19 protein-coding genes are annotated in these 16520 nt (G+C 39.8%); 5 read left to right on the top strand and 14 right to left on the bottom strand.

Going from position 1 to position 16520, the window contains the following annotated elements; genetic code table 11:
* The first annotated feature begins 79 nt into the window (after positions 1-79).
* From ACTHRG_RS00505 to ACTHRG_RS00495, 3 genes are all read left to right on the top strand, one after another.
* Positions 80-688, top strand: coding sequence for a helix-turn-helix transcriptional regulator (locus ACTHRG_RS00505; protein ID WP_440230427.1), 609 nt, complete (start codon positions 80-82; stop codon positions 686-688).
* Positions 685-1965 carry an MFS transporter gene (locus ACTHRG_RS00500; protein ID WP_440230426.1) on the top strand — a complete coding sequence of 427 codons (1281 nt, stop codon included), beginning with the start codon at positions 685-687 and terminating at the stop codon, positions 1963-1965. The genes ACTHRG_RS00505 and ACTHRG_RS00500 overlap by 4 nt, the downstream gene beginning before the upstream one ends.
* A gap of 78 nt (positions 1966-2043) precedes the next feature.
* The gene (locus ACTHRG_RS00495; protein WP_440230425.1) at positions 2044-2529 is read left to right on the top strand and encodes a YkyB family protein; all 486 of its coding nucleotides are present in this window, start codon (positions 2044-2046) and stop codon (positions 2527-2529) included.
* A gap of 120 nt (positions 2530-2649) precedes the next feature.
* Here the strand turns inward: ACTHRG_RS00495 and ACTHRG_RS00490 are convergent, their stop codons facing one another.
* The 4 genes from ACTHRG_RS00490 to ACTHRG_RS00475 form a co-directional block, all read right to left on the bottom strand.
* On the bottom strand, positions 2650-3555 hold the full coding sequence (locus ACTHRG_RS00490) for a chemotaxis protein (RefSeq protein WP_076263224.1): 906 nt from the start codon (positions 3553-3555) through the stop codon (positions 2650-2652).
* 247 nt (positions 3556-3802) lie between these two features.
* On the bottom strand, positions 3803-5122 hold the full coding sequence (locus ACTHRG_RS00485; protein WP_335688294.1) for an MFS transporter: 1320 nt from the start codon (positions 5120-5122) through the stop codon (positions 3803-3805).
* Positions 5123-5169: 47 nt separating this feature from the next.
* Positions 5170-5634 carry a DinB family protein gene (locus tag ACTHRG_RS00480; protein WP_440230424.1) on the bottom strand — a complete coding sequence of 155 codons (465 nt, stop codon included), beginning with the start codon at positions 5632-5634 and terminating at the stop codon, positions 5170-5172.
* Positions 5635-5743: 109 nt separating this feature from the next.
* Complete coding sequence (locus ACTHRG_RS00475; protein WP_076263201.1) at positions 5744-6274, bottom strand: RDD family protein; 531 nt, start codon at positions 6272-6274, stop codon at positions 5744-5746.
* Positions 6275-6550: 276 nt separating this feature from the next.
* Between ACTHRG_RS00475 and ACTHRG_RS00470 the strand changes: the two genes are divergently transcribed.
* Both ACTHRG_RS00470 and ACTHRG_RS00465 read left to right on the top strand, forming a co-directional pair.
* The gene (locus ACTHRG_RS00470) at positions 6551-6754 is read left to right on the top strand and encodes a hypothetical protein (RefSeq protein WP_076263203.1); all 204 of its coding nucleotides are present in this window, start codon (positions 6551-6553) and stop codon (positions 6752-6754) included.
* Between the two features lie 109 nt (positions 6755-6863).
* A complete protein-coding gene (locus ACTHRG_RS00465; RefSeq protein WP_440230423.1) occupies positions 6864-8018 on the top strand; it encodes an aminotransferase A in 1155 nt (384 codons plus the stop codon).
* A gap of 97 nt (positions 8019-8115) precedes the next feature.
* Here ACTHRG_RS00465 and ACTHRG_RS00460 read toward each other — a convergent pair whose 3' ends face one another.
* The 10 genes from ACTHRG_RS00460 to ACTHRG_RS00415 form a co-directional block, all read right to left on the bottom strand.
* Positions 8116-8295 carry a hypothetical protein gene (locus ACTHRG_RS00460; RefSeq protein ID WP_048010668.1) on the bottom strand — a complete coding sequence of 60 codons (180 nt, stop codon included), beginning with the start codon at positions 8293-8295 and terminating at the stop codon, positions 8116-8118.
* A gap of 74 nt (positions 8296-8369) precedes the next feature.
* The gene (locus ACTHRG_RS00455; RefSeq protein ID WP_440230422.1) at positions 8370-9248 is read right to left on the bottom strand and encodes an NAD(P)-dependent oxidoreductase; all 879 of its coding nucleotides are present in this window, start codon (positions 9246-9248) and stop codon (positions 8370-8372) included.
* Between the two features lie 173 nt (positions 9249-9421).
* Entirely contained in the window at positions 9422-9883 is a 462-nt protein-coding gene (locus ACTHRG_RS00450) for a hypothetical protein (RefSeq protein WP_440230421.1), read from the bottom strand.
* Positions 9884-10387: 504 nt separating this feature from the next.
* Positions 10388-12103 (bottom strand): phosphoenolpyruvate--protein phosphotransferase, encoded by a 1716-nt coding sequence (ptsP, locus tag ACTHRG_RS00445; RefSeq protein ID WP_076263213.1) that lies wholly within the window; start codon positions 12101-12103, stop codon positions 10388-10390.
* Positions 12103-12369, bottom strand: coding sequence for a phosphocarrier protein HPr (locus tag ACTHRG_RS00440; RefSeq protein WP_035328512.1), 267 nt, complete (start codon positions 12367-12369; stop codon positions 12103-12105). The genes ptsP and ACTHRG_RS00440 overlap by 1 nt, the downstream gene beginning before the upstream one ends.
* A 418-nt stretch (positions 12370-12787) precedes the next feature.
* Positions 12788-13105: a hypothetical protein gene (locus tag ACTHRG_RS00435; protein ID WP_076263216.1), complete on the bottom strand. Its 318-nt coding sequence runs from the start codon at positions 13103-13105 to the stop codon at positions 12788-12790.
* Positions 13106-13188: 83 nt separating this feature from the next.
* Complete coding sequence (locus ACTHRG_RS00430) at positions 13189-13986, bottom strand: ABC transporter permease (RefSeq protein ID WP_076263218.1); 798 nt, start codon at positions 13984-13986, stop codon at positions 13189-13191.
* A 410-nt stretch (positions 13987-14396) separates the two neighbouring features.
* Entirely contained in the window at positions 14397-15035 is a 639-nt protein-coding gene (locus ACTHRG_RS00425) for an ABC transporter ATP-binding protein (protein WP_076256977.1), read from the bottom strand.
* A gap of 126 nt (positions 15036-15161) precedes the next feature.
* On the bottom strand, positions 15162-15533 hold the full coding sequence (locus ACTHRG_RS00420) for a cbb3-type cytochrome c oxidase subunit I (protein WP_076256975.1): 372 nt from the start codon (positions 15531-15533) through the stop codon (positions 15162-15164).
* A gap of 151 nt (positions 15534-15684) precedes the next feature.
* Positions 15685-16428 carry an SDR family NAD(P)-dependent oxidoreductase gene (locus ACTHRG_RS00415; RefSeq protein WP_076256973.1) on the bottom strand — a complete coding sequence of 248 codons (744 nt, stop codon included), beginning with the start codon at positions 16426-16428 and terminating at the stop codon, positions 15685-15687.
* Positions 16429-16520 lie beyond the last annotated feature (92 nt).

Genomic DNA, 16520 nt, shown 5'->3' with positions numbered 1-16520 from the left:
ATTTATTTGCCAACACGACATATCATAGTGATATATCATATTGATATATCGTATCGATACATTGAAAGGAGTTTTATTTTTGTCTATAGAACATACCATCCTTGCTGTACTAAGCTTTTGGCCCAGCACAGGATATAATATTAAATCAGAATTTGAACACAAAGCTGCTGGCCTATATTGGGGAATGAGCTATGGAAGCATATACCCGAAATTAAAAAAGCTTGAGGAAGAAGGTTTTATCTATGCAATAGAACAAGAAGATGAAGGAAGAAAGAAAAAAATGTATGAGCTCACTGCTAAAGGCTGGAAAGAGTTTGAGAATTGGCTGAAGACTCCTCCTTCTTTCCCCGTTATTAAAGATGAACTGCTAATGAAAATGTCAACCTGGCATGAAGATATGGATAATGAAATACTAATCAGCCATTTATTAAAAAGAAAAGAAGATGCGTCAGATATTCTTAAATTCGTAAAAGAGTGGCCGAGAAATGGATATTCCTATATCACCAAGCTTGGCACCCTCTCGATTCGATATGCAGAAATGAAACTGGAAACAGAAATTAAGTGGATCGAGGAATCAATTGAAGTGCTGCAAAAAGATAATCTGCCAGATGGCCAGGATCCTTATGGCAATACTGAAAAGCTGCTGAACAGGAGAAGGATGGCCATCGGAAGGGATGATGGGAATTGAAAGCGAAACCAGGTATTTTTAAACCCCTCAAGCTAAAATCCTTTCGCGCTCTTTTTGGCGCCCAGTTATTTTCCGATTTGGGGAACTGGCTGGATTTAATTGCTTTGCAGGTTATTGTCGCTTATCACTGGGGTCTGGATGAAACGGCAATTGCCTCTGTCATTATAGTTCTCGGTCTTCCGTGGGTCATCATAGGGCCATTTGCAAGTGTGTTTGTGGACAGAATGCACAAGAAAGCAGTTATGATTGTTTGCCTCCTTTTAAGAATAGTCTTTGTAGCAGGCTTATTTTACGCTCCTAACTTATACATTCTTCTATTATTTGTGTTTTTAAAAGGAACCGTATCAGCACTTTATGATCCTGCAAGGCAGAGTGCCATCCGGATGATTGTACCTGAAAGCATGCTGCCTGAAGCAGTAACTCTAAGCCAGCTTTCAGTCAACACGATGAAAATTGCGGGGCCCGCATTAGGAGGAGGGATTATAGCTGTTTTTGGACCCAAAAGTCCTTTTCTGTTTGAAGCAGCAGGATTCTTTATAGCTGTTATTATCCTGCTGTTTCTTCCCAGCTTAAAGTCCTTGGAAGAGTCAGATAATAAAATGGCTGGCGGCCACACAGCCAAAGGGGGATTTTGGAAAGACTTTTCCGAAGGCATTAAACATATTTTTCATACTCCCCTTTTAAAGATCTCGATTATTCTTTCTTCTGCAGCGTTTTTCATTATTTTCCTTTATGATGGGTTATTTGTTTTTATTGCAAAGCAGATTGGATTTAATGAGAGGAATTTCGGATTCCTGATAAGTGCAGTGGGAGCAGGAAGTGTCGCAGGTTCACTTTTGCTGGGCCAATGGACAGGGTGGAACCGGAAACCCATCCATTTAATGAGCTCTTCAGCCATATTAAGCGGCGTTTTTATAGCAGCTGTTGGGCTTGGAGGCTTAGGTTTTCTTAATTTACCACAATTGGCCTGGATAATCGGTGCATGTCTTTTAGGCCTCTTAGGGGCTGGAGAATCTGTCCCTTACGGCTATGTTCTTCAATCTGAAACACCGAAGCACATGATGGGCAGAGTTTCTGCTGCCGCCATGTCCCTTCAGACTTTTTCCATGCTTATAGCACCTGCAGCCGGAGCTCTTCTTGCCAAACAGCTGGGTGTCTCTTTTGTTATGATTGGCGCAGGCATGGCAACGACATTATTAGGCTTCACCATGCTCTCAGTTATATGGAAAAAATCAGGATCCTTCCAGTCCATAAGCGGAAAGCAGCTGGATGGATAAGCTTTTCTAATATAAGCCCTATCCTAAGTTGGTTTTATTGACTAAAAGGGGTATAATATTTTTATACCCCTTTAAAATATGAAAGGAGATTGGAAATTGAATTCTGATACGAAACAATATCCCCATCTGCAGCCAACGGTTGAAAACCTCTCTCAAGCCATCTTCACCGTTAACCGCCATGCAAAGACAGCACCTAGTCCTAAATTTTTGTATAAATTAAAGCACGATGCCCTGCACAAGCTGATCAAAGAAGGTAAAGCCCAAAAAGCAGGCCTGCATTATTCCGGCAATCCCAAAAATAGCCAGCAGCAATCAGATGTTCTTGTAAAGTGCGGGAACTATTCTTTCCATCTCCCGCCCTCTAAAGAGGATTTTTCTGAACTTCCCCATTTGGGCAAGCTGGATTCCTTCGTCCGAAATCCTAAGTCCTCCTTATCACTTAACGCAGCGAAAAAATTGCTAATGTCATATACAGGACTAAAAGAGCTTAATAGCCCGCCGAATGAAAAAAAACAGCGCTATCAAAAGCCTGTATTTAAGAAATTAGGAGAAAGTTACTTTTAATTAAGAAAAGCGGAAGCGCCTGTTCACCCCCGACACCTCAAGGGGGTAGGCCCTGGAGCTAGACATTTAGCAAAGTACCAAAAAGCTGGAATGAAAAACTCCAGCTTTTCTTGTTGTGCCTTATAACGCATGCTGATCAATTAATAGCACTAATTCAGCAATTTCCGGCTTGCTCACCTGTGCATCTGCCCCAACCATTTGTCCTTTATGGCGAAGATCTTCGGTAATCAATGAAGAAAAAATAATTACCGGGATTTCTGCAAGCAACGGGTGATCTTTCACTTTCTTTGTGAGGTGGTGCCCGTCCATTTGCGGCATTTCGATATCCGTGATCATGAGCTGTACTTCATCAGTGACATTCCGTCCGGATTCTGCTAAAGAATGCAGATATTCATAAGCCTCATTGCCGTTCTCAAAAAATTCAATCCGGGAAAAACCCGCTTCATTTAATGTATCGTTCAAAAGCTTTCTTAATAATGGAGAATCCTCTGCAATAATCAGCTTCTTATCAGATCTTTCACGCTTTCCAAGTTTTTGCACCTTCTGGATGCTGATCCCTGAATCAGGATTAATTTCAGTGACCATTTTTTCAAAATCAAGCAGCAGGACCATTTCTTCACCAAGCTTTATGATTCCGATAATCTGGCTTTCCTGTCCCTGGTACATTTCAGATGGTTTTTCAATTTGGTTCCAGGAAATACGGTGAATCTTCGAAACATTATGAACATGAAAAACAATTTTCTGCTGATTAAACTCTGTAACAATAAACTTATCCTGCTGGGGGGTTTCCGATGGAGCCATATTCAGCGAAGAAGCTACATCCACTACAGGAAGCACCTCACCCCTCAGTTCAATGATTCCTTCTATATTTCTATGAGAATGAGGGACAGGAGTAACCTGTACAGGGTTTATAATTTCCTTCACTTTAATCACATTTATGCCGAATTTATTCCTTCCTATGGAAAATTCAACAATCTCGAGTTCATTCGTTCCGCTTTCAAGTAAGATGCCTTTTTTCTGATCCACTTTTAATCGCCCTTCCTTTTTCATCTGCCTATATCTATATTCGGTGCTGCAAATTATGTCTTCTATAGCAGAGCACTTGCCATTTGATTCTATTTCTCTATTAATATACCATGAATGGGTAAAATTTCTTATTAAAATTTAATATTTTAAATCATAAGTCCCCGTTATGCAGCGCAGCTGTAATGCTAAAACAATAAAAAGCAAGCCTGGAGCGGCCTGCTTCTGGAATGCTATACAAGATGTACGGTTATTCTGGAATGCTGTCGTCTTTTATTTTTGAATGAACGAGCAGTCCGATTATAGTCAAAATCATTAATGAGCCTAAAGCCAGTCTGCTCGCCATGTTTCCATAGCTTGCGAAGATCAGGGTAATGCTTCCGTAAATGAGCGGACCAATAATGGATGATACTTTTCCTGAAAATGCAAACAAACCAAAAAACTGTCCTCTTTTGTTTTCAGGGGTTAATTCCACAATATACGTTCTTGTGGTTACCCACATGGAACCGAGGGCAACGCCAAACATGCTGCCTGCAATCCAGAACATTGCTTCATTGACAGCGCCAACCGCAATTGCCAATGCAACAAGAAGAAGGATTCCAACATACTTAACCGCTTTATTTGCCCCTTTCGCCTTGGTTATATAGCCAAATACAAAAGAACCAATTATACTGGACACCGTGGAAACCAGATATAACAAAATGAATTTGCCAGTGGTAAAGCCGACAATTGTTTTTGCATAAACGGCCATCATCGCAATCGTGGTGGCAATTGCATCATTTAAGAAAAAATAAGCAATCATGAAAGTGAAAATTGATTTATAATGTTTCATTTCTTTAAAGGTCTGCCAAACTTCCTTATAGCCGGATAAAAATGTTTGTTTTTCTTTTGGCTGATAAGGCTTATCTTTTACAAAGAAAAACAGCGGCAATGAAAACACCAGAAATAAAATAGCCGTTGGTATAAAAGATTCGTGAAAACCGTCATCACCCACAAATAAATAAACAGTCAGGCCAACAAGGGTTCCAATATAGCCGACTGCTACTCCAAAGCCCGAAATCAGCGGAATATCCTGCTTTGTTCCCAAGTCTGAAATCATTGCATCGTAAAACACCAGACTGGAATGGAAAAAAAACTTTGCAATTATAAAACAAATAATAACAAGTGCAAGGTAAACAGGCAGCCCAAATATTTTCCCGCTAATCTGGCTGGATGCAAAAACACCCATCAATATCGTTGCCATGACAGTAATAAGCGTGAAGATCACTATATATTTCTTTTTTCTTCCTGTCCTGTCTATCATAACTCCGAACAAGGGTGAAAACAGGACAAGAAAAAAGCTTGCCAATGCATTCGAATAAGATATAAACGTACTTGCGATCTGATTTAAAACTTCATTCTCCCCTATTACTTCCTGCAGGTAAAATGGAAAGAATATCGTATTAATATTGGATGAAAAGATGGTATTAGCAAAATCATATAGTGCCCATGATACGATCGGCAGGGTCATATACAGGCGCAGGGAATTGAATTTCCCCGGCTTCTTGAGCTCCGTTTTTTCTATTTCCATGCCATCAGCTCCTTCATGTAAAAAAACAGTGAGACTGTCACTGCATATTAAACCCTGATGCCGGCAGCCTGGATAATTTGCTTTTTATGGTGAATGTCATGTTCAATAAAATCAGCAAAATAATCACGCATAGTTAAGGCAGTACTGCCTATTGTAAAGGCTGTATCCATTTTTTCTTCAGTCATTCCTTCAAGTATATGAAGGAATTTTATTCTGACTGATAATAGTTCTTCAATTATTTCCAGTTTTGTATGCTTTTGAGCATATTCTGCTGCAGCATCATTCACATACTGAAAGTCAGGATAGCTCTCAAGCTCTGCGCCCTCTTTAAAAAATGGGAAACGCTTCTCAAGGGAATATCTATCCCAAAATAACAGATGGGCAACTACTGCGGCAACCGGCCATTTTCCGGCTTTTACAGGCTTTAGCCAAGTTTCCTGGTCAAGCTCTTTAATAGACTCTAGCCACACTGAAAAAGATTCATAGTGAGTAATAATATCCTTCTTTTGCATTTTCATCCTCCCTTTCTAAAAATATATTCTGCATGCAAGCAATAAATCCTTTTTAGTGCTGTCCCTCAAAAAGCTGTATAGCAGCTAGGCCATACAGCTTTTTTTTGAGTTATTTTTTTACTACAACTGTGCCTGCGATTAAATCGTGCAGTGCCTGTTTTTTCTCTGTAAAGGCCGCAATGATGTAGCCGATAAGGAAAATTCCAGACAAGATGGCCATGGCCAAATATCTCCCAAGCGCTCTCCAGAAGGAAATGCGATTACCATTTAAGTCAGTCACTTTTAATCCCAGCAGCTTTTTCCCTACAGTCCCCTGCCATGCGGATGCATGCAGGCCTGCAAAATAGGCAACAGCAATGACAAGATTGACAATAAAAGTTACTCCAAGTGCACCAAAATATGACCCCATGAATGCAAGAGCTTCCGCATCGGTCATTTCTGCTTCCATATAAGAAGGGTCACTTATCATCGTGTTAAAAACGTCAGAAGTGCCAAAGAAGATCATAAAAATAACGATGCTTAGAATGGCAAGCGGGATTCCAACAATAATAGAATCAATTAAATAGGCCGCAAATCTGAGCCAGAATCCGCCATATTCCCTTGTGCTTTCATAAGGCTGCTTCTCTAAAGATGTCTCCACTTAAAAACCTCCTTAAATTAATTAAACAGGAAACTTATAAACTAAAAGTATAGTTTCCACTATCTACTAATGTTAATCTCTAAATGAATTATATTCAACTATTTGTAAAATCTTACACAGAATTATTTTTTCAAGTATTTTTTTAAACGTTTTCATCTTGACTATTCTGTGAACACTCTTCTAACACTGTAGACACCCTCTTACGCAAGGCATAAAATAAGTCTGTAAAGCAGAAAGTAAGGTTTTACATAAATAAAAAAAGAGGTGCAATCAGGCATGAAAGGTACAGCAATCCTTTACCATGATGAAAACAAGGTTACGATTCTGGAAAATGTGGAACATTCAGTGTTTGAGGAAATGAAAGATCAATGCGGCGATAAACATTGCCAGTGTCATATAGAAAATAAAGTAATCGACTTTGGTGCTGTATCCCCGGTTTTATGGCATGAAGATGAAGTTGATTGGGATTACGGATACTAATTATATTTTTGCAGGCTCTGAATAGTACTCAGGGCCTGTTTTATTTTTTACTGTTTGCCGCTGTGCCAAAGTGTTAGAATAAACAGTATGATGATACGAGGTGAATACATTGGAACATTTAATCAACCAAAGAGTGAAGGACATAGAAATTTCCGGAATCAGAAGGTTTTTCAATATGGTTGCCGGCACCAAAGATATGATTTCTCTTACAATTGGACAGCCTGACTTCCCTACGCCGCTGCATGTTAAAGAAGCAGCAAAACAGGCAATCGACGAAAACTTTACCTCCTACACACACAATGCGGGCGATATTCGATTGCGTGAAGCTGCAGCTTCCTTTGTAAAAACAAAATATAACCTTACATATAACCCTGAATCTGAAGTCATTGTGACATCTGGAGCGAGTGAAGCAATTGATATTGCCTTCCGGACAATTTTGGACGAAGGATCGGAAGTTATCCTGCCTGGTCCTGTTTATCCCGGATATGAGCCAATCATAAAACTTTGCGGTGCAGTTCCGGTACATAGTGATATTTCGAAAAACAAGTTCCGATTTACTGCAGATTTAATCGCGGAACAAATGAGTGAAAAAACAAGATGCATTGTTCTTCCATACCCATCGAATCCGACAGGTGTCAGCCTAACGCTGGAGGAACTTGAGCAAATTGCAGCTCTTGTTAAGGGCAAAGATATCTTTATCCTTGCTGATGAAATTTACAGCGAACTGATCTATGATCAACCCCACCACTCAATCGCTTCCCTTTTACGGGATCAAACAGTCGTCATTAATGGTTTATCCAAATCCCATTCCATGACAGGCTGGCGCATTGGGCTATTATTCGCACCGGAAAATCTGGCCAAGCATATCTTGAAGGTTCATCAGTATAATGTGACTTGTGCAGCATCTGTCTCCCAAATGGCTGCCCTTGAAGCGCTGACAGCAGGGATCGACGACGCCCTGCCAATGAGACAGGAATATGCCAAGCGCCGTGACTATGTTTATGAGCGATTAGTACAAATGAATCTGGATGTAGTCAAACCTGATGGCGCTTTTTATTTTTTTATAAAAATTCCTGATGGTTCCATGAACTCCTTTGAATTTGCCCTTTCACTTGTTGAAGAGGCAGGAGTTGCAGTAGTTCCCGGCAGTGCATTTTCCTCATATGGGGAAGGCTATTTCCGAATATCTTTTGCCTATTCCATGGACACATTATTGGAAGGGCTTAACCGGATCGAAAAGTATCTGGAATGCATTAAAATATAAATATCTAAGCGCCAATCCCTGTTTAAAGAGATGGCGCTTTTTTTCGTATATTCCATTAAAAAAGCAAAAAGGCAAGCTCCAGCCTGCCTTTTTGCAACTATTGCCCCTGATATTCCCCATTGTTTTTTGAAGCTTTTTCCTTTTTAGCTTTATCCTTCTGAATTTTATTTGTATCAGCACTTCCAAATTCATGAGAGAATTCAGAATCAATAGCAGCAGAATCGAAACCTTTTTTGTTCTTCTGCTGAGGATCATTTTTTTTGTTTCTTTTAGCCACCTGTCTAACCCCCTTTTCACTTTCTTTATTAGTTTGAAGTGAAAAAAGAGGGTTTATTCATAAAATGGGGCTTATTACTTTTCCCAATATTTATATAATGCCTGTGTACCGCTGTTTTCTTCTCCGTTTTCAGCAAGCTCAGCATACATTTTCCTTGCGAGCGAGAGTCCCGGAGTCATCATCCCCATTGCTTCAGCTTCATTTAAGGCAATATTCATGTCTTTTATGAAATGTTTAATATAAAAGCCCGGTTCAAAGTTCCCCTCAATCATTCTGGGTGCCAGATTGGATAAGGACCAGCTGCCTGCTGCTCCAGATGTTATGCTTTGAAGAACTGTTTTTGGGTCCAAACCTGCTTTTTCAGCATAAACAACCGCTTCACACACCCCGATCATATTGGATGCTATCGCAATTTGATTGCACATTTTCGCATGCTGTCCGGCTCCCGCATTCCCTTGATAAACGATATTCGTTCCGAGGAGATTGAAAATCGGTTCTACAGCCAGAAATGCGTCCCTGTCTCCTCCTGCCATTATTGAAAGCTTTGCATCTCTTGCGCCGATATCTCCACCTGAAACAGGGGCATCTATTGCATATATGCGGTTTTTGCGTGCTTCTTCATATATCCTTTTGGCTAATGTTGGTGTCGAAGTTGTCATGTCAATTACATATGTATTGTCTCTGCCATTTGTGATAATGCCATTTTCCCCGAGATACACTTCCTCTACATCTGCGGGATAACCAACAATGGTAATAATAACATTTGCTTTCTTTGCAACTGCTGAAGGAGTCTCAGCCCACTCTGCCCCATGCTCTATCAGTTCAGAGGCTTTCTCTTTGGTTCGTGTATACACGACTAACGGATAGCCGGCTTTCAACAGGTGACCCGCCATGCTCTTGCCCATAACCCCTGTTCCTACAAACCCGATAACTGTATTTTCAGGTGAAATCATGGTACCCACTCCCTTGAAATTTCTGAATTTTTTATATTAATACTACCATTATTTTTGTTTGAATAAAAATATTAAGATCACCAAACGACAAAAGACCAGGCAAATACCTGGTCCATCCCCAATTTTATGCGCGTAATTTATAATACCCAAATAAAGTTAAAATAAAACACCCTTTAAAGCTGGGATGAAAAGTTGTTTAAGAATGCTCTCGCTACCACTTCATCCTCATTTATAATTTCGACGGAAACTGCATCTTCATTCACAATCATTTTTTCTATTTCGAAAACGTGCAGATCCTGTATAAGAGGAATGGGATTCATAAAAATATAGTTCCCCTTTTCATTATTGATTTCTATATATTCCCCATCAATAATAGTGTCCTCCCCATAAACAAACTCATTCGTCCCCAAGGCAGCAGCCAGCTTTTCATTATGTATGGAAACTTTTACTTTGTATAATTCTTCTTCTGATAGAATTTTTTCATTAATTTTAAACCGGAACTGCAGCTCATTATTTTTAGTCAGCAGGGCTTCAGCATGACTATTGACGATTGAATCCTTTGTACCCTGCATGCAGCCTGACAGAAGCAATGCCAATATGGCGGTGAAAATCAGGCTAATGATTTTTTTATTCATGAAGAATTCCTCCTTTTTCATTACCTTTTCCTATACGGCCTGACAATAAACCCCAATTATAAAACTTAATTATAATCCTTGGAAATAACAGAAATGAGCACATGAAATAAAAGAAGCCCTTCTCAGGCTTCTTCAGTGCAGTACGCGGCTTAAAAATGCGCTTTGTTTCTCATATAAGTCGTTCTGCTGTTTTTCTTTAATACATCTATATCGATCATAAAAGAGAAAGCTGATTATTATGGTAACCATTTTCCATCTCTCCTTTTTGTTTTTGTAGCTTAATTATAGGAGAGTTTTTTATTTCGGATAACAACCATAAGATGTGATTTCAGTCATCCTTAAGACTGAGAACCGCGCTAAAAGCAAAAAATAAACCGGCCATTATAGGCCGGTTTAAAAAGGGGGGAAAATGAGAATGATCAGCTTTATTAAGTCTGACCTAAGTGCTTACTTCTAATTTACCCGGGAGATTATATTTAAAACTCACAAAATATTACAGTTTGATTACAGCTTAGCTATTTCTTTTACAGCTTGGACTACTTCTTCGGCTGTATTCATATGAAGCGCTTTTGCAGCCAGTGCTTCCATGTCCTTTTTGTTCAGGCGGCTGATTTGAGAACGGGCTTTAAGGATTGATGTAGCGCTCATCGAGAACTCGTCAAGTCCTAAACCCAGCAGCAATGGAATTGCCGTTTCGTCCCCAGCCATTTCACCGCACATGCCAGCCCATTTTCCTTCTTTGTGCGCTGCGTCAATTACCATTTTAACTAAACGCAGGATCGCAGGATTATATGGCTGGTAAAGGTAAGAAACACGCTCATTCATGCGGTCTGCAGCCATAGTGTACTGAATTAGATCATTTGTGCCTACACTGAAGAAATCGACTTCTTTAGCGAATTGCTCAGCCATAACAGCAGTTGATGGAATTTCAACCATAATTCCTATTTCAATGTTATCGGCAACTTGTGTGCCTTCGCTAACAAGCTTCTGTTTTTCTTCTTCAAGGATTGCTTTTCCCTGACGGAATTCATCAAGAGTGGCAATCATAGGGAACATGATTTTCAGGTTTCCAAAAGTACTTGCTCTTAATAAAGCCCTTAATTGCGTCCTGAACATATCCTGTTCTTCCAGACATAGGCGAATAGCACGGAAGCCAAGGAATGGGTTCATTTCCTTTGGAAGATTAAGATAAGGAAGCTCCTTATCCCCGCCGATATCCAGTGTGCGGACTACAACCGGTTTCCCGCTCATTCCTTCGAGTACAGCTTTATAGGATTCAAACTGCTCCTCTTCTGTTGGAAGCTGATCTCTACCCATATATAAAAATTCCGTACGGTAAAGGCCAACGCCTTCTCCGCCATTTTCAACTACACCCTTCAAGTCTTTAGGAGTACCAATATTGGCAGCCAATTCAACATGATGGCCATCTGCTGTCACTGATTTCTCATTGACAAGCTTGGCCCACTCAGCTTTTTGCTCCTCGAATTTTCGGTGCTCTTCTTTGTATTCAGCAATAGCCTCCGGGGTCGGATTAATATGTACTAAACCTTTTAATCCATCCACGATAACCATGTCGCCATTATTTATTTGCTTTGTAGAATCCTTTGTTCCAACTACTGCTGGAATTTCCATGGAACGGGCCATAATGGCAGAGTGAGATGTTCTTCCGCCAATGTCAGTTGTAAATCCTTTAACGAACTGGCGATTTAACTGAGCAGTATCGGATGGTGTCAAGTCTTCAGCTATAATGATAACTTCTTCTGCAATCATGCTGGGATTCACTACTTGTACTCCGAGCAAATGTGAAAGTACACGTTTCGTTACGTCACGGATATCCGCTGCACGCTCTTTCATGTATTCATTGTCCATTTGTTCAAACATAGTAATGAACATATCCGCAGTCTCTTTTAAAGCAGATTCAGCATTTACATTTTCTGTTTTGATTTTATCTTCAATTGGCGAAATTAATTCCGGATCACTCAATACTAGAAGATGAGCATCAAAAATAGCTGCTTTATCTGCACCCAGCTCTTTATGGGCATTATCACGGATAACTTCCAATTCACCTTTAGATTCAGCTAAAGCTGATTGAAAGCGTTCAACTTCCTGTTCAGCATTTTTGACTGTCACTTTATCAAAAGAGAGATCCGGCTCAACCAAACGGTAAGCCTTGGCAATAGCAATACCGCTTGACGCCGCAATACCATTTAAAAAGCTCATTATTCAGCCAATCCTTCTTTTTTCAATGTTTCTTCAAGGCTGTTAAGAGCATCCTGTTCATCGCTGCCTTCAGCAATAATTGTAATATCGGCACCTTGTCCAACACCTAAAGACATAACGCCCATGATTGATTTTAGGTTTACTTTCTTTTCTTTATATTCAAGGTGAATTTCTGAGTCAAATTTGCTTGCAGCTTGTACAAGCATTGTAGCTGGACGAGCGTGAATTCCTGTTTCTGCAGTTACTTTAAATTGTTTTTGTACCATATGGGATCAATCTCCTTCGTATTATTGAATATAAATTAAGATGTGCAAGGCGTTGCCTCACGAACTTAATAACGGGAACTGGAATGTTTCAGCAAAACCAGCAGCAGGATGAAACCGTTATATTCCGTCCTATATGCTGTTTTATTTTTTCCAATGCCGAATTATTCATGTATATAGTTGTTCAAAAAGGATGAGAAAAATTAGTGCAATCATTTCTTCTCGAAGCTCCTCTGCTTTTCGAACACTTCCATAGAATCAGGTAAGATTACCGGGCTGTAATTAAGTCATCGGACAACTTACATCTCAGACAAAAGAATAGCATTTCACATTCATTTAGACAATGAAAAACCCTTAATTTTTAACGTTTGTTCACATTTTTTTGAATAAAACGCTTTCATTTGCCAAGGATTTCTACTTATCATTTCAGTTCTATTTTTTTAAAAATCACTGGCGTTTGTTGATACTTATCTTGTTTTCTAACCAGCTTCGATGTTTCTTTGTATTGAAGTACATTATAGCCTATTCTCATTTTTGAAATAGTCCCCTTAAGAGCGGTTTCATGATCGCCTTCCCGTTCCGTATAGAGTGTAACAAGATCTGAGACTGATCGGGCCAGCATTTCTATTACATGTTTCAAGTCTTCATGAGAATAAGTTGTGTTGTCTTCCATTAGGTGCTCGAGGATATCCTGAGATAAGCTTTTCACTCTGTATGCTTTTTCTTTTTCAAGGTTCATCTGTTTATCCCGCCTTTTTGATTAATTTCTCAATTATATGCGGGCAAGAAGGGTGAAATGCTGTGAGCTTGGCTAAGAAAATACTAGTTTTTTCCTTCAGGAAAAAATTGGGCATCATGATTGAAAAAGTTCTTATAAGATAGAAGGATAAATAAAATTACGGATAAACCTACGCTGCCCAAAATCCCCAGCAGGATGACAATCTGATATTCAATCGCAAGCAACGGACTTACTCCCGATAATATCTGCCCGGTCATCATACCAGGCAAAAAAATGATGCCCATTCCAAGCATATTGTTTATAGTCGGCAGAACAGCGGAATCAAAAGAATGATTAACATATGGCTTAACTGCAGTTTTGGGTTCAGCACCAAGCATCAGGGCACCCTCGATCATATCTCTTTGGGAGGTAAAGGAATTCAGAAGCTCCTTTACACTCAGCGTGATGCCTGTCATGGAGTTGCCAATTATCATGCCTGCAATTGGAATAAAGTAGCGGGGATCATACCAGGGCTCAAAATGAATAACAACAAAATTAAAATATATTAAACAAAATGCTGTACCTGTTATCATGGAAATCGCAATGGTTTTTTTTAGAGTTACTGACAGTCTGGTTCCAGCCTGTTTATAGATTGTGTAAATTGCAAAACCTTCCATAATACAGATCACACCTAACGTTAAGAACGGATTGGAAAGTTCAAATAGATAGGTTAATACATAGCCTGCAATCACAAGCTGAAGTGTCATTCTGAAAGCAGCCATTGCCAGCATTTTTTGACGAGCGATGCCTCTCACCTTGAAGATTAAGATTAGAAGCAGTACAAATAGGTAAGCTGATATTAGTCTCCAAAGTTCAATATCAATAATTGAGCTATTTTCCATCAGACTCCTCCATAGGTGTTTTCTCCATCTCTTCCGCAGACCGGGATAAAGTGAAACTTCAATCAGCAGGGGCTTTCCTTATCCCCCACTGATTGTTAGTCGCGTTCTAGTGTCGCTAAGATCTCCGCTAGCGCTTCGATCAATGGATACTACGAACCCGATTGGTTCAACTAAGCCTCTGCCTGCGCGTCGGCAAGTTTCACTGTATCTCACCAATCGGGCCTTTACATTATAAAGCGAGGCGACTTGCCTTGGGGTGACAAGCATAAGACGAGCAGATGGCGGGGAGTGCTTTTCTTCCCATCAGCTGATTGGCTTATGACCTTGAGACCCTAGGAGCCGCAGCTAGATCGGGCAGTTTGGGCCCCCCTTATCCTCCTTTGATTCCTCTGAGTCTTGAAGTGGGGGTCTTACTGCCCGTTAGACTGCGATAAATATATTCTTTCTTCTGCGAATTGTTCATTGACTGTATTGGAGTGGGTTATCATGAGTAATGAAGCTTGTTTCTTTTTGATTTCACGTATAAAGTACTCCAAAATCATCATCTCAGTGTCTTCGTCAAGTGCAGAAGTCGGCTCATCCAGCAGATAAACTTCTGCTTTAAGGAGCAGGATTCTTGCCAATGCCAGACGCTGTTTTTCCCCGCCTGAAAGAGTTCCTGCATCTTCATGAAGCTCCTTAGTCATCTGCATATTATGTATAGCCTGTACAAGTATTTCATCATCACAAGGTTTCTTTCCGTTAAGCTTATAACCCATAATCAGGTTATCTTTTATTGTGCCCGGAAAAATCAATGGAACCTGCGATAGCATGATTACTTTTCTCCTGTGCTGGACAGAGTCGATTTCTTTCAGCGAAGTGCCTTTATAAAAAATTTCACCTGAATCAGGGGTAATTATTTTGTTCAGGGTCTTCAAAAGAGTTGATTTTCCAGCACCGCTCTCTCCGGTGATACAGGTTACTTTATCTTTTTTTATGTCAAGATGATTCACATTTATAATGTTATTAACTCTTAATTCTCTAATGGCGAACAGCAAGTCTGTTGTCATATGCAGCTCCTTTTTCCGTTTCCGTATACCCTCTAGCTTATCCCCTTAACCACAAAAGTTTGCCGTGTTTTAAAAATATTAAAATAAATACGCACAGATTAAAAATCCATGCGTTAAATATAGTTGCTATTGTGCCTTTAAATTTTTCAGAATGTTCCATACGAAAATTAAAATGCCGGCAGCCGTTATCGTGGCTCCAACAGCAGTACCAGGAAGAAAGGCATTATTTTCTGTAACCAGGACTAGGGACAGTGACAGCATCATGATTGGCAGGCCGATATTATGAAGCCAAAAATGCCATTTCCCGGCTTTCCCTTCTGCAAGAGCAGGAAACAAGTAGTATAGAATTCCTGCCAAAGTCAAGGACGTCCATCCGAGTAAATTAATATGGACATGAACAGGACCTAATAGGTAAGAATGAGTACTCGACATATAATACCCCAGAAGAATCCCCACAGCAAAGTATACGGATGAAATCTTAATCATAGTAATACCCATTGAACCCCTCCCATAAATCGTTCTAAAGCATTAATAAAATATGAGCCTATAGAACCATTTAGAACAAGGGATTTGTTCCTCTTTCTAACTTTTTCACCATCTTTATAGTTAATTTACAAAGGGTTTTTATTTAAAGGAGAATAGAAACTTATTATTCTTCATAAATCATTTTCCTTGTCATGCCTCCATCCACTGTAATATTTTCACCTGTTATAAAATCATTCTCCGGATGGGCTAAAAATAGGCAAGTCCTTGCAATGTCGCCGGGTTTTCCAACTCTGTTGGAAAAATGCTGTTTATGGTCAACCTCTCTGAGACTTTCATAATCGCCTGTTTCAATCCAGCCGGGGCTTATGCAATTAACCCTGATCCCCTTTTCAGCAAGGCTACTGGCCATCGCGTGGGTAATTGCCGCAATTCCTCCTTTTGAAGCTGAGTATGCTTCTGTTCCGTTTTCTGACATTACCGCTCTCGTAGATGAAAGATTGATAATACAGGAACCTTGTTTCATCAATTTGGCAGCCTCCCTGCTGCACAGGAACACACTCCGAAGATTCGTATTGATTACTTCCTCCCACATTTCCACAGTCAAATCGAAGAACGAATGAAACTTTGATATGCCTGCATTATTTATCAGGATATCTATAGCACCAAACGCCTCAAATGATTTTGTAATTAGTTCCTTAATTTCAGTTTCATTCTTAACATCTGTTTTAATGAACAGGCTGTTCATGCGCGTTTGGTTCAAATGTTCTTCTAATTTTTTTCCCTTCAATTCATCAATGTCGGCGATAACAACATTGGCCTCTTTCTTTGCGAATGACTCGGCAATACTCTTGCCTATTCCGCTGGCTCCTCCCGTAACAATGACTGTTTTTCCTTTAAAATCATTCATGCTTGCACATCCCTTCGAAGTGATCTATTGCTTTTATACCCAGTTTTCTTTGCTTTCTATTCACTTACATTGCATAGACATAGCAAAGACAC

This window comes from Cytobacillus sp. SAFR-174 (assembly GCF_051964675.1).
In the GTDB taxonomy this organism is placed as follows: Bacteria; Bacillota; Bacilli; order Bacillales; family Cytobacillaceae; genus Cytobacillus.
Note: the sequence above shows the minus strand (reverse complement) of the source record. Positions and strands in the feature narration are given on the sequence as shown.